Annotated in this window: 15 protein-coding genes; 6 read left to right on the top strand and 9 right to left on the bottom strand. The window is 61.3% G+C overall.

Annotated features, from left to right (window positions below):
• The first annotated feature begins 16 nt into the window (after positions 1 to 16).
• Complete coding sequence (gene trxA / locus ABRA89_RS09220; protein ID WP_349941170.1) at positions 17 to 334, top strand: thioredoxin; 318 nt, start codon at positions 17 to 19, stop codon at positions 332 to 334.
• Between the two features lie 539 nt (positions 335 to 873).
• On the opposite strand, the gene gph is transcribed toward trxA, so the two are convergent.
• The 3 genes from gph to ABRA89_RS09235 form a co-directional block, all read right to left on the bottom strand.
• A complete protein-coding gene (gph, locus tag ABRA89_RS09225; protein ID WP_349941171.1) occupies positions 874 to 1,560 on the bottom strand; it encodes a phosphoglycolate phosphatase in 687 nt (228 codons plus the stop codon).
• The gene (locus ABRA89_RS09230; protein ID WP_349941172.1) at positions 1,557 to 2,114 is read right to left on the bottom strand and encodes a thioredoxin family protein; all 558 of its coding nucleotides are present in this window, start codon (positions 2,112 to 2,114) and stop codon (positions 1,557 to 1,559) included. The genes gph and ABRA89_RS09230 overlap by 4 nt, the downstream gene beginning before the upstream one ends.
• Before the next feature lie 75 nt (positions 2,115 to 2,189).
• Positions 2,190 to 2,705 (bottom strand): MaoC family dehydratase, encoded by a 516-nt coding sequence (locus ABRA89_RS09235; protein ID WP_349941173.1) that lies wholly within the window; start codon positions 2,703 to 2,705, stop codon positions 2,190 to 2,192.
• Between the two features lie 174 nt (positions 2,706 to 2,879).
• On the opposite strand from ABRA89_RS09235, the gene ABRA89_RS09240 reads away from it, so the two are divergent.
• Complete coding sequence (locus ABRA89_RS09240) at positions 2,880 to 3,920, top strand: alcohol dehydrogenase catalytic domain-containing protein (RefSeq protein ID WP_349941174.1); 1,041 nt, start codon at positions 2,880 to 2,882, stop codon at positions 3,918 to 3,920.
• 22 nt (positions 3,921 to 3,942) lie between these two features.
• On the opposite strand, the gene ABRA89_RS09245 is transcribed toward ABRA89_RS09240, so the two are convergent.
• Entirely contained in the window at positions 3,943 to 5,082 is a 1,140-nt protein-coding gene (locus ABRA89_RS09245; protein ID WP_349941175.1) for a GGDEF domain-containing protein, read from the bottom strand.
• Positions 5,083 to 5,555: 473 nt separating this feature from the next.
• On the opposite strand from ABRA89_RS09245, the gene ABRA89_RS09250 reads away from it, so the two are divergent.
• The 4 genes from ABRA89_RS09250 (at position 5,556) to ABRA89_RS09265 (ending at position 11,079) form a co-directional block, all read left to right on the top strand.
• A complete protein-coding gene (locus tag ABRA89_RS09250) occupies positions 5,556 to 7,331 on the top strand; it encodes an N-acetylglutaminylglutamine amidotransferase (protein WP_349941176.1) in 1,776 nt (591 codons plus the stop codon).
• 15 nt (positions 7,332 to 7,346) lie between these two features.
• Positions 7,347 to 9,143 carry an N-acetylglutaminylglutamine synthetase gene (gene ngg / locus ABRA89_RS09255; RefSeq protein WP_349941177.1) on the top strand — a complete coding sequence of 599 codons (1,797 nt, stop codon included), beginning with the start codon at positions 7,347 to 7,349 and terminating at the stop codon, positions 9,141 to 9,143.
• A 5-nt stretch (positions 9,144 to 9,148) separates the two neighbouring features.
• Positions 9,149 to 10,303, top strand: coding sequence for an osmoprotectant NAGGN system M42 family peptidase (locus tag ABRA89_RS09260; protein WP_349941178.1), 1,155 nt, complete (start codon positions 9,149 to 9,151; stop codon positions 10,301 to 10,303).
• Positions 10,304 to 10,443: 140 nt separating this feature from the next.
• Positions 10,444 to 11,079: a hypothetical protein gene (locus ABRA89_RS09265; protein WP_349941179.1), complete on the top strand. Its 636-nt coding sequence runs from the start codon at positions 10,444 to 10,446 to the stop codon at positions 11,077 to 11,079.
• Between the two features lie 5 nt (positions 11,080 to 11,084).
• Here the strand turns inward: ABRA89_RS09265 and ABRA89_RS09270 are convergent, their stop codons facing one another.
• From ABRA89_RS09270 to fdhD, 5 genes are all read right to left on the bottom strand, one after another.
• Positions 11,085 to 11,927 (bottom strand): polysaccharide deacetylase family protein, encoded by an 843-nt coding sequence (locus ABRA89_RS09270; RefSeq protein WP_349941180.1) that lies wholly within the window; start codon positions 11,925 to 11,927, stop codon positions 11,085 to 11,087.
• Positions 11,928 to 12,040: 113 nt separating this feature from the next.
• Positions 12,041 to 13,357: a hemolysin family protein gene (locus tag ABRA89_RS09275; RefSeq protein ID WP_349941181.1), complete on the bottom strand. Its 1,317-nt coding sequence runs from the start codon at positions 13,355 to 13,357 to the stop codon at positions 12,041 to 12,043.
• Complete coding sequence (locus tag ABRA89_RS09280) at positions 13,354 to 14,688, bottom strand: hemolysin family protein (RefSeq protein ID WP_349941182.1); 1,335 nt, start codon at positions 14,686 to 14,688, stop codon at positions 13,354 to 13,356. The genes ABRA89_RS09275 and ABRA89_RS09280 overlap by 4 nt, the downstream gene beginning before the upstream one ends.
• Before the next feature lie 223 nt (positions 14,689 to 14,911).
• Positions 14,912 to 15,160, bottom strand: coding sequence for a formate dehydrogenase subunit delta (locus tag ABRA89_RS09285; RefSeq protein ID WP_349941183.1), 249 nt, complete (start codon positions 15,158 to 15,160; stop codon positions 14,912 to 14,914).
• Between the two features lie 27 nt (positions 15,161 to 15,187).
• Positions 15,188 to 16,033 (bottom strand): formate dehydrogenase accessory sulfurtransferase FdhD, encoded by an 846-nt coding sequence (gene fdhD / locus ABRA89_RS09290; RefSeq protein ID WP_349941184.1) that lies wholly within the window; start codon positions 16,031 to 16,033, stop codon positions 15,188 to 15,190.
• Between the last annotated feature and the right edge of the window lie 13 nt (positions 16,034 to 16,046).

Here is a 16,046-nt window from a genome sequence, read left to right on the forward strand (position 1 = left end):
GATTGGAGCCCACCTCATGGCCACGAAGACCGTCACCAAAGATACCTTCCAGAGCGATGTTCTGGGCGCGTCGAAGCCCGTCGTCGTCGACTTCTGGGCCGAATGGTGCGGCCCCTGTAAGATGATTGCACCGAGCCTGGAAGAGATTTCGGAAGAGAACGGCAATGTCGAGATCGCCAAGGTGAACATCGACGAAAACCAGGAACTCGCGGTCCAGTTCGGTATCCGCTCGATCCCGACGCTGATGATGTTCAAGGACGGCCAGCACGTCGATACCCTTATGGGTGCGCAGTCGAAATCGAAGCTCGCATCTTGGATCGACAGCGCGAAGTAAGCTGCTTCCGATCACCGAGAGCAACATGACAGATCGAGCCCGGTGGCCTCGTCCGCCGGGCTTTTTCATGTCGGGTATCTGATCGGAAATGTCGCACGATGCGGGCGCGTGGCTGATCGGCCGGAGCGACGATCAAAAGACGATAGCCAGCGAGCAGGTCTCAGCGAGCAAGACGCTCAAGCGGAGGCCTCTCAAAACTTTTGCTCAATCCCCGTTCTAGGATGGATCACCGCGCTCGGCGTGGTGGCGATCGTCAACCCGAGATCAGGGCGACGGAGACGACGGCTGCCCAAGCCAAGACGGCGGCAGCGAGAATAGCGTTTTCTGCGGTTCGATAATTCATAAACATGGCGCCCTTTCCGCACCGTCCTCATCGGTGCTGTGCCGCATCACGTTTAAGAGATATCTCAGACATGACCGTAAGCAACGGCGTGGTCGTCGCAGGCTTTCCCACCGCGTGACGGAAATGAGCCAAATATCGCAAAAAACAGCGGCTTTTCCCGCTCTACGGTCAATTTAGGCGAAAAATGGACAGTCAATCACGTTTGCGTGATACCCGCAAAAACTCCGGGAAGTTCACTCAAACTATCAAGGCGATAGGTCGGATCGAGGGACTCGATTGAGAGCGCCGTATAGCCATCCTTCAACGCCGCGACCGGCATCCCGGCTGCCTTCGCCGCCGTCACATCGTTCTCGCTGTCGCCGACGAAGAGGCTATCGGCAGGTTCGACGCCTAGTTGCCGGGCAGCGTGGAACAACAGATCGGGCGCGGGCTTCTTTGCCGGTCCGGTATCCCCGCCGACGACGAGATCGAACTGATCGGCAATCGCGAAATGTCGGAGGATCGACAACGCGGGGCCAGCCGGTTTGTTCGTCACAAGGGCCGTCTTCGCGCCGTGGGAACGGCTTGCCGCAAGTGCCTCTGAAACACCGGGAAGCAGCGTCGTTAGGCGGGTCGCGCGAGGCTCGTAGAGTGCAACGAACCTGTCGACGATCTCAGCCTTTTCCGCCTCATCCGCCTCACGCTCCCGGCGGGTCAGCGCCCGCTCGATCAGCAACGCCACCCCGCCGCCGATCATGGTGCGCACGTCCTGAAGATCGAAGGGCACGATACCCTTCTCCACCATCGTCTCGTTCAGTGCTTCTCGAATATCCGGGGCGGAATCGACGAGCGTCCCGTCGAGATCGAAGAGAACCGCGCGCGGCCAGCGACCTGCCGCCTTCACGCCGCGTGTTTCCACTTGATGGAACAGCCCATGGACGGCACCTGCTCGCGCGGGCCTTTGCCTGTTTCTGCCACCTGCTTCATCGCCGCAAACAGCTCGCGCGGCTCATTGCCGGTTGGTTTCCTCGCGCCAGCCTCGTCCATCCGGCCGCGATATTGCAGTTCGAGATTGCCGTTGAAGCCAAAGAAATCCGGCGTGCAGACCGCGCCGTAGGCTTTCGCGACGCTCTGGTCGGCATCGTGCAGATAGTGGAACGGAAAGCCGCTCTCTTCGGCAAACCGGATCATGTTCTCGAAGGAATCCTCCGGATAGTTCTCGGCGTCATTTGAACAGATGGCGACCGTCTCGACGCCGACCGCCTTCAGCTCCCTCGCATCGCGCACCAGCCGGTCGGTGATCGCCTTCACATAAGGGCAGTGATTGCAGATGAAGACGACGAGCAACCCGTTTTCGCCTTTCAAATCGAACAAGCGATGGGTGGCGCCATCGACGCCGGGCAGTTCGGCATCGACGGCCTTCCAGCCGAAATCGCAGACGGGCGGATGGGCAGCCATCAAATCTCTCCGTGTATTTGCAGCGCGAGTGCTTCCAGCACGAGATATGAACCTGATGCTCGGACTAGAAGCCACCTACCCTTCGACCGGTCCATCGAACATCGCCAAGGTGATCCATTCGGCGGCAAGCGCTGGTCGGACAGAACCTTCGATCGCGATCTCGGCATTCCATGAGGTCTGCAGGCTGACGGCCCGCTCCTTCAACCCGATCATCTTGAAGACGCCGCGCACCCGCGCGCCCGTCTTCACCGGCGTCAGGAAACGCACTTTGTCGAAGCCGAAATTGACGCCCATCTTGGCGCCGGTCACCCCCGGCAGCGCGTCATAGGCCAGCGTCGAGAGCAGCGAGAGCGTCAGGAAGCCGTGGGCGATCGTACCGCCGAATGGGCTCTCGGCCTTCGCGCGTTCCGGATCGACATGAATGAACTGATAGTCGTGTGTCGCGCCGGCGAAGGCATCGATCATCTTCTGGTCGACCGTCAGCCAGTCGGAGGTGAAGGTCTTTCCGCCGATATATGCGCGATAGGTATCGAGCGGTACCAGACGTTCCTTGAGTCGGCGTTCCGTCTCTTCGACCGATGTCAGGGGCATGGCGTTCCGTTCGCTTGGCACTTCATGCCCCGGTCCGTCCAGTGCACCCGCCCGTTATAACCACGGCGGGGCGGGATTTCGACCCTCGTTTTATGTCTCGGCGGGCAACGAAATCGCGCCTCATGCCATTCCCCGTGCGACATCGAACAGGACACGACCAAACAAGGCCAACAGATGACCGATCTACCCAGCAAAATGAAAGCGCTCGTCCTCGACCATGACGGCTATGCCGAAACCCTGGAGGGACCGACCCTCGACGACCTCTCGAAATGGACGAGCCTGAAGGAGATCGACGTTCCGAAACCCGGTCCACGCGGCGTCGTCGTCAAGATGGCGCTCGCCAACGTCAATCCGTCGGACATCCACTATATCAAAGGCGAATACGGCAAACCCCGCGAAAAGGGCACGCCAGCCGGATTCGAGGGTTGTGGAACGGTCGTCGCGGCAGGCGAGAAGGCTGAAGGGCTCGTCGGAAAGCGCGTCGCGGTTTCGACGAGCCAGGGCGGCTCGGGCACCTGGGCGGAATACGCCATGACCGACATGGCGGCCGCCGTTCCTGTCTACGACCAGCTGCGAGACGAGGATGCAAGCGCCCTCTTCGTCAATCCCCTCAGCGCCTGGGCGATGATCGATCTCGTTGTCGAGGCCGGTGCGAAAAGCTTCGTCATGACCGCCGGCTCCAGCCAACTCGGCAAGCTGATGGCGTCTCTCGCCAAGGAGCGCGGCCTGCACTCCATCGCAACGGTCCGGCGCGAGGAGCATCGCTCGCCGCTCGAAGGCCTCGGCGTCGGCACGGTCCTCAACACGGCACGCGATGATTTCCCGTCGATGCTCAAGCAGGCGATGAAGCAGCACAGCCCGACGATCATGCTCGATGCCGTAGGAGACAAAGCCTCAGCTGCGATCTTCAACGCCATGCCGACCAGCGCCCGCTGGATCATCTACGGCAAGATGAGCCCCGAAGTACCAGACCTGCCCAATCTCGGCCAGCTCGTCTTCATGAAGAAAAAGATCGAAGGCTTCTGGCTCGCCGAATGGATGGGCGAGGCTTCGCCCGAGCAGAAGCAGAACGCTTTTCAGGCCGTCCAGAAGCGTTTCATCGATGGCCAGTGGAAGACAGACGTCGCCGAAACCGTCTCCCTGGACGATGCGCCGAAGAAACTCGCGAAAGCGATGGAGGGCATGAACAGGGGTAAGGTTCTCCTCAAACCCTGACCCTCCGACCGAGCGGCAGTCCTTACGCGGAAAGAGCGCGCGACATTTCTGGCAGATCCGGCTGGTAGATGACGCAGTTGTTCTTTCCGCGCCGCTTGGCGGTGTAGAGCGCTTGGTCCGCGCGCGCCATGCAGGCCGTCAGAGTATCCTCATTGCCCGACAGCCGTGAAACGCCGACGCTGACACCGATCCGGACAAGAAGCCCGGCGCTCACTTGGAAGGGCGTCGCCAGCTTGACGCATATCCGAGCGCCGAAACTTCGGATCGCCTGGTCATCCATGCCACGCGCGAGTATCAGGAATTCGTCGCCGCCGAGCCGACAGATCGCCGAATCCTCAGGCGCAACTTCGCCAAGCCGTGCCGTGGCCTGTTGAAGCAGTTCGTCACCGACACCGTGGCCATAGCTGTCATTGACCTCCTTGAATTCGTCGAGATCGAGATAGAACAGCAGGAGATCGGGGTCTTCGACGGATCTGCGGGCAAACAGATCTTCGAGGCCGCGTCGATTCAACACTCCCGTCAACGGGTCCTTGAGCGCCTGCTCGCGCTCACGCAGTTCACCCTTCAACGCGCGGATCGTCGCCTCACGTTGCTGCTTGACGATGCCGATGCCGATGATCAGGAACATTACACCCTGAGCCAGGAAGAGCGGTACTAGGTCCTGCTGGATGAAGGCGTACCCGATCTCGTAGCCAAGCACGATCAGCATGCCCTGGATAATCGCATAGCGCGGCGCGGCGAAATTGCGCCCCAGAATACCGCCGATCGTCGCAAAGTTCGAGGCAAGGGCGATCACCATCATCGGCTGGTCGCCCGAGTAGATGATGACACCCGTCGTTACCGCCATCAAAGCAGCCCAGCCGAGCCCGCCGATGAAAATTCCGTCCGAGGGACGCCCCCACTGGCACCGCGCCCGATAGCGCAGCGCGAGGAGGAAGGCGTCGACAAGCGTGATCCACAGGAAGACCGGATTGCCGGACCGCAGATAGGCGACGGTGCTCACCATCATCGTGTTGAGCGCGCCAAAAATCAGTGGACCGAATGCCGTATAGAAGGTCGCGTAGAGACGCTCCCGCACTTCCAACGGAAGATCGGCTCCAACCTGGGCAATCCATCGTACCCAACGATATCTCGGCTCAACGACCGTCTCGCGCCCGTGCATGAGTCAAAAACCTCTTCAGTCCGCTCATCCTGAACTGAGGTCGTTAAAATTTTTTGCTACCGGGAGCTAAACCTGTGGATTTCCTTTAATTTTACAATTGCAGCGATTTCATTGCTATCAGCTTCAAGATGGGCGGACTATGAGATCTCAAGTAATCGAAAAATACTGACCTCTGCTCGATCAATTTATCCAATCAACCAGCTGCTCTTCGAAGCTCATCATCCGCACCTGAACGAGACGCTGCTTTGGCAATCGAAACTCAGGCGAATCCTGCTGCCAGATCCAATGTTTAGCGCGTAGACCGATCGTCGAAATCGTGGCCGATCGCCTTCCGCACTGCAAAAAATTTCAGCGCAAAACTGGTTTATCCGTGAAGCGGTTGGTCTATATCCTCGATCCAGCGAGACGCATGGCCGCCGTTAGAGCGGCCTGAGACAGTTCGAAATCGATCTTCAGCAGCGAACGGAGTCCCCATGTGTGGCATTTGCGGTGAAATCCGCTTCGACGGTGAGAACGCTTCGCCGGAACGGGTTCAGCGCATGGGCGACTGCCTCGCCCGGCGCGGGCCGGATGGCTCGGGTCAGGTCATGCGCGGCCGCGTCGGCCTCGCCCACCGCCGCCTCAAGATCATCGACCTGTCGGAAAAAGCCGAGCAGCCGATGGTCGATCCGGTTCTCGGGCTGACGATCGCCTTCAACGGCTGTATCTACAACTATCCAGAACTCAAGAAGGAGCTGGAGGCCAAGGGCTACAACTTCTTCTCGACCGGCGACACCGAAGTCATCATCAAGGCCTATCACGCCTGGGGCCGCGATTGCGTAAAGCGCTTCCACGGCATGTTCGCCTTCGCGATCCACGAGCGCGAGACCGGCCGGGTGATGCTTGCCCGCGACCGCTTCGGCATCAAGCCGCTTTATCTCAGCCAAAACGACAAGCGCCTCTATATCGGCTCCTCGCTTCAGTCGATCCTGAAGTCGGGCGATGTGGACACCGGCATCAATAAGATCGCGCTCCACCATTATATGACATTCCATGCTGTGGTTCCGCCGCCGCACACCATCGTCAAGGGCGTGCGCAAGCTGCCGCCGGCAACGACGAGGATGATCGAGGCCGACGGTTCCTTCACAGACGAAGTCTTCTGGTGGCCGGAATTTGCCCCGAAGTCGGGTGATGAAATGCTCACCTCCGACGACTGGCGCGACATGGTGATGGAGGCGATGAAGCTCGCCGTCGATCGCCGCATGGTCGCCGACGTTCCGGTGGGCGTGCTCCTATCCGGTGGCGTCGATTCCTCGCTCATTGTCGGACTGCTGGCGGAGAAGGGCCAGAAGGACCTCAACACCTTCTCGATCGGTTTCGAGGATGCCAATGGCGAGGTCGGCAACGAATTCGAGTATTCCGATCTCATTGCCAAGCACTACGGCACCGAGCACCACAAGCTGTTCGTGCCGGGCGACGAGCTGATCAAGGAGCTGCCCAACGCCATCGAGGTGATGTCCGAGCCGATGGTGTCCTACGACAATATCGGCTTCTATCTCCTGTCGCGGGAAGTGGCCAAGCATATCAAGGTGGTTCAGTCCGGCCAAGGCGCGGACGAGATATTCGCCGGCTATCACTGGTATCCGAAGGTCGCCGGCGCGAACGATCCACTTGCCGCCTATCAGCGCGCTTTCTTCGACCGCGACCACGAGAAGCTCGGCACACATCTCAATCCCGAATGGATGCCGGATACCGATGTCTCCAGGGAATTCGTCGCCAACCATTTTGCCATGGAAGGCGCGACCGAAGCCGTCGACAAGGCGCTGCGGATCGACGCCCATGTCATGCTGGTCGACGATCCGGTCAAGCGCGTCGACAACATGACCATGGCCTGGGGGCTCGAAGCCCGCGTGCCCTTCCTCGATCATGAACTCGTCGAACTCGCCGCCCGCGTTCCGGCCGATGAAAAGCTGAAACAGGACGGAAAGGGCGTCCTGAAGGAAGTCGCCCGGCAGGTGATCCCGTCCGAGGTGATCGACCGAAAGAAGGGATACTTCCCGGTTCCGCAGCTGAAATATCTCTCTGGCCCGACGCTCGATTTCGTCAAGGACGCGCTCCATTCGGACGCCGCGAAGTCGCGCGGGCTTTTCCAGAAAAGCTACACCGACGCGCTTTTTGAAGATCCGTCCGAGCACATCACGCCGCTGCGCGGCTCCGAACTCTGGCAGGTGGCCCTTCTTGAGATGTGGCTGCAGGCGCAGGGGGTTTAATTGGTCTCACCGGAAATGCAGCCAAGACCGAAATCCAACGCCGAACTCCGCCTCCGACGCAAACGCTCGGCGAGCCTCACCGCGCCCGCCTCGCAGATCGGCCGGCATCTGAAGGACGTGAAGCAGGATGCGTTCCTGGACTGCGGCTGGGGACGCCTCGTCTTCGCGCACACCTTCCAGGATACCGGCAATCTCGTCGCCAACCTGCGTGAGGAGGGCCCGGACAGGCGCGACATCGCGTTCTATGTCGCCGATCCGCATGTCCTCCTCGCCTACGCGCCGCAGGAGCTGTTCCTCGATCCGTCGCATACCTATCGGCTCGATCTTTCCACGTATCGGCCGAGTTCACGCCGGCCGCGTGGCTATTTCATCCGCCGCATGTCGAGCGAGCAGGACGGCACCGAGATCAATCGCATCTATCAGACGCGGAATATGGTGCAGGTGCATCCGGCCTTCCTGACCGCCAATCATGACAACCGGGCGCTGACCTATTTTGTCGCCGAGGACGAAACGACCGGCGCCATCGTCGGGACGGTGACCGGCGTCCATCATCGTCGCGCCTTCGACGATCCGGAGAACGGCTCCTCGCTCTGGTGCCTCGCGGTTGACCCGCAGGCCGTCCATCCCGGCATCGGTGAAAGCCTCGTGCGGCGTCTTTCCGAGCATTTCCAGGCGCGCGGCTGTGCGTTCATGGACCTCTCTGTCATGCACGACAACGACAAGGCGATAGCGCTCTACGACAAGCTCGGCTTCCATCGCGTCCCCTTCTTCGCGGTCAAGCGCAAGAACCAGATCAACGAGAAGCTCTTCACCGGCCCGGACGAGGGCTTTGACGAGCTCAACCCCTACGCCCGCATCATTGTCGACGAAGCGCGGCGGCGCGGCATTCATGCCGACGTCACCGATGGGCCGGGCGGTTTCTTCCGCCTCACCCAGGGTGGGCGTACGATCCACTGCCGCGAAAGCCTTTCGGAACTGACCACCGCAGTCGCCATGTCGATCTGCGACGACAAGACGGTGACGCGGCGCATGGTCGAGCCGGCTGGGGTGAAGGTTCCTGACCAGATCGACGGCGACAAGGCAGACGATGCCGAGATCGCCGCCTTCATCGAGAAGCACGGCTCGATCGTCGTGAAGCCCGCGCGCGGTGAACAGGGCCGCGGCATAGCGGTCGGCATCGACAATCTCGAAGACGCCAAGGCGGCCATCAAGACCGCCTCGGAAGTCTCCGAACGCGTTCTCCTCGAAGCCTGCTTCGAGGGCGATGACCTACGCCTCATCGTCATCGACTACCGCGTCGTCGCGGCCGCTCTCCGTAAACCGGCGCAGATCACTGGAGACGGCGAGACGAGCATCCGCGATCTCATCGAAGCGATGTCGCGCCGGCGTTCGGCAGCTACGGGCGGCGAGAGCCGAATTCCCATGGATGGCGAGACGACACGCTGCGTGAAGCATGCCGGCTACGACATGGAGGATGTCCTGCCCAAGGGTGAGACGATCGCAGTGCGAAAGGCGGCCAATCTCCACACAGGCGGTACGATCCACGACGTCACCGGCGAGCTTCATCCGGATCTGGCCGCCGCTGCCGTGAATGCGGCACGGGCGATCGAAATCCCGGTGACGGGGATTGACCTGATGATCAAGAAACCGCACCAAGCGGACTACGTCTTCATCGAGGCGAATGAGCGGCCGGGTCTCGCCAATCACGAACCACAGCCGACGGCCGAGAGGTTCATAGACCTTCTCTTTCCGCTCTCGATCCCTTATGCAACGCGCAGCGCCCGCAACAAGCAACGGAAACAAAAGGAATAAGTTAAGTGCCACGCCTCGTCATCGACACGCATTATCTGACGGAGCAATTGAAGGCACTTCTCGAAATACCTAGTCCAACCGGATATACTGATACGGTTGTCCGGCATGTTGCCAAGGAGCTTGAGCGCCTCGGGCTCAAGATCGAACTTACCCGGCGTGGCGCCATCACCGCGCTTCGTCAGGGATCGAGACGCGCCGCGGCCCGCGCCATCGTCAGCCACGTCGATACGCTGGGCGCGCAGGTCAAATACCTGAAATCCAATGGCCGGCTGGAGCTCGTTCCGGTCGGCAACTGGTCGGCCCGATTTGCCGAAGGCGCACGCGCGCAGATCTTTTCCGACAGCGGCATCTATCGGGGCACGATTCTGCCGCTGAAGGCCTCCGGCCATACGTATAACGACGAGATCGACACAGCCCCCATCGGCTGGAACCATGTCGAACTGCGCGTCGACGCGCTCTCGCGCGATCTTGCTGAAGTTGAAAGGCTCGGCATCCATATCGGCGATATGGTCGCCATCGATCCCCAGCCGGAGTTTCTTGAAAACGGCTTCATCGTTTCGCGTCATCTCGACAACAAGGCGGGTGTCGCGGTGATGCTGGCTGCGATCCATGCCATGGAGCGCGAAGGTGTTTCGACGCCGGTCGATATCCACTGGCTCTTCACCATCGCCGAAGAAGTGGGCGTTGGCGCCTCCTCGATTCTGACGCCTGACATCGCCTCGATGATCGCGATCGACAACGGAACATCGGCGCCGGGACAGAACTCCTCCGAATTCGGCGTAACGGTAGCCATGGCCGACCAGACGGGCCCGTTCGACTACCACCTGACCAAGAAGCTGATCCGCCTCTGCGAAGAGGAAGAGATCAAGCATCAGCGAGACATCTTTCGCTATTACCGCTCCGACTCGGCCTCAGCCATCGAAGCCGGACACGATGTTCGCACGGGGCTGATCACCTTTGGCGTCGACGCCTCCCACGGCTACGAGCGTATCCACGTCCACGCCCTGCGCTCACTCGCCGAGCTGGTGACCGCCTACGCCACGTCTCCGGTCGAGATCGAGCGTGACCGTAATCTCCATGCCGGCCTCAAGGGCTTCACCCGTCAGCCGAACGATGAAGCTCGCCAGGAGCTTGCCGAGGACTCCAATCCGGCGGAATAGGTCGCCTGATCCATCGATCGGCCGGCAACGCCTCTAGCGCAACAGCTTGCGCGTCTACCGATTGCTGGACTACCCTCCCGTGAGTAAGAATCGGCGCATTCCGTCTGCCGACGAAAGCCAGCGGGTTCGGACGAGCGACAATGGAAAACGAGTTTCTCGCGCAAGCCGGCGCATGGTTCACCGAGGCCTGGGCTTCGGTACAGGCCCACACGGCTAACTCGCTCGAATGGCTGACGGGATCAGCACCCGATCTGATGGACCAGGCGATCGCGACGCTTCAGCAGCGGGCGGATGATCATCCCATCGTTGCGGCATTTGCGATCGCAGCCGTGGTCGCTACGCTTCTCGTCACGCGGAATATTCTCGCGCTGATCGCCGCCGCATTTTTTGCGATCGCGGCTCTCGTCGGAACGGAGCCGGTCACCGATCCGCTGGCGCGACTGGTCTTTCCTGCCGGCTGCCTGATCGCCCTCGCCTTGCTTCTGGCGGCGATCGCAATCGATCGTCGTCGCGGCCGCCAGCTCCGCCGCCAGATCGGGGACATCAAGGCGCAAATGGCAGAATTGCAGGAGAAATACGACAGCGAAGTTCGATGGCGCATGGCCGAGCGGCGCGCATCGCCACCGATCGAGGAACGGCAAATCAAAGCCTCCGCCACCGCCCGCTCCCACACAGAGGCAAAACCTGCACAGGCGCCCAGCGAGCCTGCGCAGGCTTCGCCTCCTGCGCAGCAATCACCGGGCACGGTCAACGCTCCGGCGACGGCGAGCGGCTGAACCCTTTATCGCGAAGCGAGAAGCATGTCGCGGGCTGGCTTCAGATCCACGACCTTGTAGCCTCGGCGTTCGAGCTCCTTCAGGAAGCCCGGAAGCATGGCGACCGTCCGCGCCTGGATATCGTGAAACAGGATCACCCCCTTGCCCTTCTTCTCGATTGAGGCGAGCGTCCGCGACATGACGCGGCTCGGGCCGTCCTTGAAGTAGTCCTTGGAGTCGATATCCACGTCGATCGCGACTACTCCCTGCCCGGCAAGCCGCGCGCGTAACGCCTTGGTATCTGCGAGATAGGGAAAGCGGAAGAACGGTGCCGGCTTTTCGCCGAGGGCGGCGGTGATCGACGCTTCGCCGCGGCGAATCTCGGCAAGCGCGCTTTCGGTGCTCATCGTTCTCAGATTGGCATGGCGTTCGGTATGCGTCCCGACCGTATGGCCTTCCGCCGCCACCTGGCGCGCGATCTCCGGATAGGCGCGCGCCATCTGGCCTACCATCAGGAAGGTCGCACCGACGCCGGCATCATCGAGTGCCTTCAGGATTTTCGGCGTCTTGCCGGGCATAGGCCCATCGTCGAAAGTCAGAACCACTTCCTTATCGCGCAGCGCGATGTCCGACACCTCAGCGACAGCGAGCGTCCGGCCGGCAAGCAATGAGCGGCTCGCCGGAAGAAACGATTGATAGAGCGGAAATTGCCGACCGGCGTTTTCGCTGCCTCGATCCGTGTAGGAGAGCGCTGTCGTGTACGGCGTACCGACCGTCGAGAGGTTTCCTGTCTGCGCGGGCCGCGACCAAGCACAGGCGGAAAGTGAGGCTGCGCAGACAAGCGCGGAGCCGATGCGAAGAAGCGACATGAGAGAGCGTCCGAGACCGTTGAGCACGGTTCGGACTCTCGCTCGTTAAGGTTAATGCTTGGTTGTCCGGCATTCTTCCTTTAGGGCAATTTCGGCTGACCGCCGATCTTGTTTCAGTCACCCATCTCGTCTTCTCGCCCGGCCTGTTCCATTTTCTCGGCACGGACCTCGGCGATCGAGAGTCCGTCGACCGACGTCACCTCGAAGTGCAGACCGTCCGCGTCGACGCTGTCGCCCACTTCCGGCACCTTGCGGAGACGCTCAAGCAGGAAGCCCGCGATGGTCCGGGACTTTTCCGTTTCGAGGCTCCAGCCATAGAGTTCTTCGAGACGCGAGAGCGGCGTCGTGCCCGGTATCTTCCACCGGCGCCCCGCCACGTCCTCAGCATCGGGAACGTCGATCTCGAAGCCACTATGGACCTCCCCGACCACTTCTTCGATCGCATCCTCGAAGGCGACCGCGCCGAGAACGCTGCCATATTCGTCAGTCACCAGCGCCATATGCGTGCCGTGCTTTCGCATGTTGTCGAGGAGGCTCGCGGTATCGACGCTTGCCAGTGTCTTCGGCAGAGGATGCAACATGCCCGTCAATGTCTCGGCATCGAGCGCGTTACCCGTTTCGGTCTTGTGGCGGATGACATCCTTGACGTGGACAACGCCGAGGGCGTTATCCAGGCCATTGCGGGTCACCGGCAGACGGCTGGGACCGGCGGCAAGGATCGTCCCGGCATAGTCCGCTGCGTCTTCCTGGCTGAGGTCGAGGGTGATCACATGCCTCCGGGGCGTCATCAGCTCTTCGGCGCGCCGGCCCTGCATGCGCACGATGTTCTGGATGAATTCGGCCTGTTCGGGCGCAATCGAGCCGCCCTCGCCTGAATCTTCCGCGATCGCCGCCAGTTCCCGCGGCGTATAATAGCGCGCCTCCGTCCTGTTGAGGCCGAAGAGTGAGAGCAGCGCCTGGCTGATGATGTTGAGCGCCCAGACGAAGGGTCGGAAAAGGATTTCGAAGAAACGGATCAGCGGCCACATGAGAATGAGGAGCCGCTCCGCCCCCTTCAACGCCAACGCCTTCGGGATCATCTCGCCGAACACCACGTGGAAATAGGTGAGGATCACGACGGCGAGGATCAGAGCTACGAGGTGGACCGCCGCCCCGTCGATGCCGAGTGCGGCCATCGGTTCTTCCAGCCAGATCGCGATCTGATGCTCGCCATACATGCCGAGGCCGATCGAGGCGAGCGTGATGCCAAGCTGGGCGACCGCAACGAAACGATCCTGCGCCTCCGTGCCATCGAGCCGCCGGGCTATCGTCTCACCGGTCTTCGACATCGCTTCGAGGCGCGAGAGACGGCTGCCGACGATGACGAATTCCATCGCGACGAAGAGGCCGTTGATCGCAATGAGGAGAATGATGAAGGCGAGCCCGATCATGCCTCATCTTCCTTGTTTACGGCAGACTTCGGAAAGGAAACGAGGCGCGGCAGACCGTTCTCGACAGCCTCCACTGTGAAGGTGACCCCAACAAGCTCGACCGTCGACCCGCGTCCGCCGTCTTCCACGCCCAGTTCGAGCCTTACGAGACCGGAGATCGAATCGGCATGTTCATCCGGCAACTCGAAACCGAATTCGCGATTGACCTCGCCGATCAGGACGTCGCCGCGTAGGATGACACGTTCGTTCTCATGCCGGATGCGCGGCTCTTCCTGGTCGAACTCGTCGACGACCTCGCCGATGATCTCCTCGACGAGATCCTCCACCGATACGATCCCCGAGACGATGCCATATTCGTTGAAGACGACGGCGATGGTGTCGCGTTTTTCCTCGAGCTTGTCCCAGGCCTCGGCGAGGGAGAGAGTATCGGGCAGCATCTGCAAGGGACGGATGACGCTCTCGATCGGAGACTCAGGGTTCTTTTCAGCAAGCTCGAAAAGATCGCGAAGATGCACATAGCCCGCCGGCTTTTCAGTCTCGGAGCCGTTGATCACAGGGAAGCGGGTAAACGGCGTTGCAAGCATCATGCGCAGCGCATCGCCGGCGTTCGGCTCGGAAGACATGAACTTCATACGCGCGCGCGGTTCCATTACCTCGCTCACCTTGCGGTCCTGAAAGGCGAGAACCTGATGCAGCATTTCGTGCGCGTCGCGTTCGATGACGCCGCCCTTGAGGCTGTCCTCGATGAGCTGACGCAGCTCGTCATGGCTATGCTCGTCGCCGGTCTCCTTCGGCTTGTCGAGACCGCACCAGCGCATGATGAGCATCGCCGAGCCGTTGAGGAGCGTGATGAACGGCCCGAGCAGAAGCAGCGACCAGCGCATCGGTCGCGTTGTGCTGAGCGCCGTCGCCTCCGGCGCGCGCACGGCGATGGATTTCGGAAAGAGTTCGCCGAAGATTACCTGGAGCGCGGTCAGTACGATCAGCACAAGCGGCGCGCCGACGACGGCACTCGTCCAGCCGGACGGCAGCACTTCATCGAGCGGCGGGCCAATGTATGGCATCAATGCCCGCTGGCCGTAGACGCCGATGACGAGGCTCGTCAGCGTGATGCCAACTTGTGCGCAGGCGATGTAGCGGTCCATCCGCTCTTCGTCGGTGACCGTCTTTTCCAGATAGGCCGCGTTCGCATTGCCGTCTTCGGCCTTCGCCTCCAGCTTCGGCTTGCTCGCCGAAACAGCTGCAAATTCGGCGGCGACGTAAAACGCATTGCCAAGCAGCATGAGACAGATGACGGCAATGACGATGGCAAGGCCCATACCCGCGAACACTCCACTGAGCCGCTGGCATGGCGAAATGTGCCCTCGGGCACGAACACCGTGCCGATGGCGGCGGTTTCAAACGTCAGGAACGGAAACAGGGCAGCGTAGAGCCGGAGACAAGGGCGGAAGCGCCCCGATCGATCACCTTTGCGAAACCGTCGACTGACGGGAAAGCATCTCGCCGCTCAACGGTTCCGGATCGGTTGCAGGGAGGCGGCGCGGGTGTTGCGGCCTACTGGTGATCGGCCCGCTCTTCAAGCGGCTTTTCCGGACGGCGGATATGCGGGACGGCTTCGAGGAGGAGCGGGTGGAACGACTTCGTTTCGCCGGCATCGACCTTTTGGAAGAGCTGCGTGCGCATCCGCGGCTCCCAGAACTTGTTGATATGGTCGGCAACCCCTTCGGAGCGCGCACCTTCCGGCGTCGACTGGAAGAACTTGGCGATCTGGTTTCCCATATAGACGAGCTTGTCGCGCTCCATCGAGGTCTCTCCCGCGTGTTCCGGCGTTTATGCCAGCAGGGTTTCGTTCGTGTCGAGAGGCTCCAGAGCGCCTTCGATCCGTTCTGGTGATGTGAAGATTTCGAACTCGGCACCACGCAGGATCGCGACGAGCGTCACCTTTGCAGCTTCGGCTTCGGAAATCGCAAGTTCCGTCGGCGCGGAGATCGCGGCGATCAGCCCGCAGCCCATGACAGCCGCTTTCTGAATGAGTTCGACCGAGACGCGACTGGTGATGGTGATAAAGCCGGACGCCGGATCGACGCCGTTGCGCGCCAGATGCCCGGCAACCTTGTCCAGCGCATTATGACGACCGACATCCTCGCGCAGGACGACCATATGGCCGTCGCGCTCGTGGAATGCGGCCGCATGCACTGCCCGCGTCAGGCGGGACAGCGTCTGCTCCGCCGACATCTCGTCCATAGCCCGCACGAGCCGGTCCGGAGACACGCGCTCACTCGCCGTCACCTCCGGCAGCACACGACCCGCGAGCTCGAGAGACTCCACACCGCAGAGACCGCAGCCAACCGGCCCCGTCATCTGCCGCTTGCGTGCCACATAGGTCTCGGCCCGCTGCGGCACGAGACGCACCTGGCAGTCCGTACCCGCTTCCGTCTCCACGATCTCGATTGCGTCGATCTCGTCGATCCGATCGACGATCCTCTCGTTGAGCACAAGCCCGACCCCTAGATCCTCGATCTCGGCAGGCGTCGCCATCATCACCGCATGGGTCGAGCCGCCGATCGAAATCGCCACCGCCCGTTCCGCCGGAACGTTGCGAGTCTCACGACGAAACGCCCCGTCGCGATAGGCGATCGAGGCAAGGGAACGCGCGGGCTTGATCTCTTGGTCCATAAACGACTGGAGC

Origin of the sequence: Fulvimarina thalattae (assembly GCF_040239565.1) — a bacterium.
In the GTDB taxonomy this organism is placed as follows: Bacteria; Pseudomonadota; Alphaproteobacteria; order Rhizobiales; family Rhizobiaceae; genus Fulvimarina.